The 1,117-nt window shown below is 64.0% G+C and carries 1 protein-coding gene; it reads right to left on the reverse strand.

Going from position 1 to position 1,117, the window contains the following annotated elements:
* Positions 1 to 151 precede the first annotated feature (151 nt).
* Complete coding sequence (locus tag AC1DXS_RS24690) at positions 152 to 967, reverse strand: DUF4189 domain-containing protein (RefSeq protein ID WP_477740082.1); 816 nt, start codon at positions 965 to 967, stop codon at positions 152 to 154.
* Between the last annotated feature and the right edge of the window lie 150 nt (positions 968 to 1,117).

Raw genomic sequence — 1,117 nt, forward strand, 5'->3', positions numbered from 1 at the left:
AGCCGTATTTACTCCTTCCCCCGCTGGGGGAAGGCTGGGATGGGGGCCGGCGGTGCTTGATGTTGCGCTGCGCCTGTGCGGAGGCCGGTTGGSCCCCMCCCCACCCTCCCCCAGCGGGGGAGGGAGTGAAACGGGGACAGTACTTAAACGCCTACTTTCTACTGATGACCACTGCGCCACCCACGCCCTTGGAATCCGAGTTATTGCCGCGCATCAAATTCGAGCTGGCAATGTTCAGCGTGTAGTTGTCGGCGTTGTAGACGCCCGTACCCTGCAGGTAGACCGGGTTGCTGCCATTGACGACCACGGTGTTGCCCTGCACCGTAACCGCCACATCCTGCTGCACGCGTTTGGCCACGCCTTCGCTGTTGACGAAAGCCAGCACCAGCACGCCGCGGTAGCTGTTGTTGCCCGTGCTCTGGGTCACGCGCAGGCTGCCGTTGGCGGTGTAGCCGGTGGGCGAGACGTAATCGACCAGCCATTCGCCCAGCATGGCGAAGCCGCCACTGGCCGCCGGCTTGTGGTTGCTACTGCTGTTGCTGTTGTTGGCCGGGAGCGTGGGCGCGGCCTCGACCGAGGTCTTGGTGCCATCGCAACCCCAGGAGCGCACCTTGCAGCTGGAGCCGCCTTTTTCGCGGCATTCAGACATGGCGCGCGCCTGGGCGTTGGAACTGTTGGCGGCCGTGCCCCAGCCGTAGGCGTTGGAGCCCTTGGCCTGGTCGGCGGCATAGGCGCCGCATTGGCCGCCGCCAAAGCGCAGCACGATGGCGCAGTCGCTGCCGCATTCGCGCATGGCGCGCGCGTCGGCCTGGTCGGTGCTGGGGTGGTTGAACGAGAAGCCGTATTTTTCGCCCTGCAGCGAATCGATGGCCAGCGAGCCCGCAGCCATGGCCTGGCCGCCCGCGAACAAAACAAACATGCCCAGGGCCAGCCTGGCGGCGAGCGCCTTCAATCCCAAACTCATCATGGTTTTTTCCCTCCAAGGAAATGGTGTTGTTGTCATTGCCGCGCGGGTGGGGCCTGCGCTGGCATTTGTAGTCCTTTAGTAGACAGGGAAATTATGAGGGCATTGGGGGTTTTGGAGGGCGGGGTTTTTACTCCTTCCCCCGCTGGGGGA

Source organism: Polaromonas sp. P3_B1, from assembly GCF_056402935.1.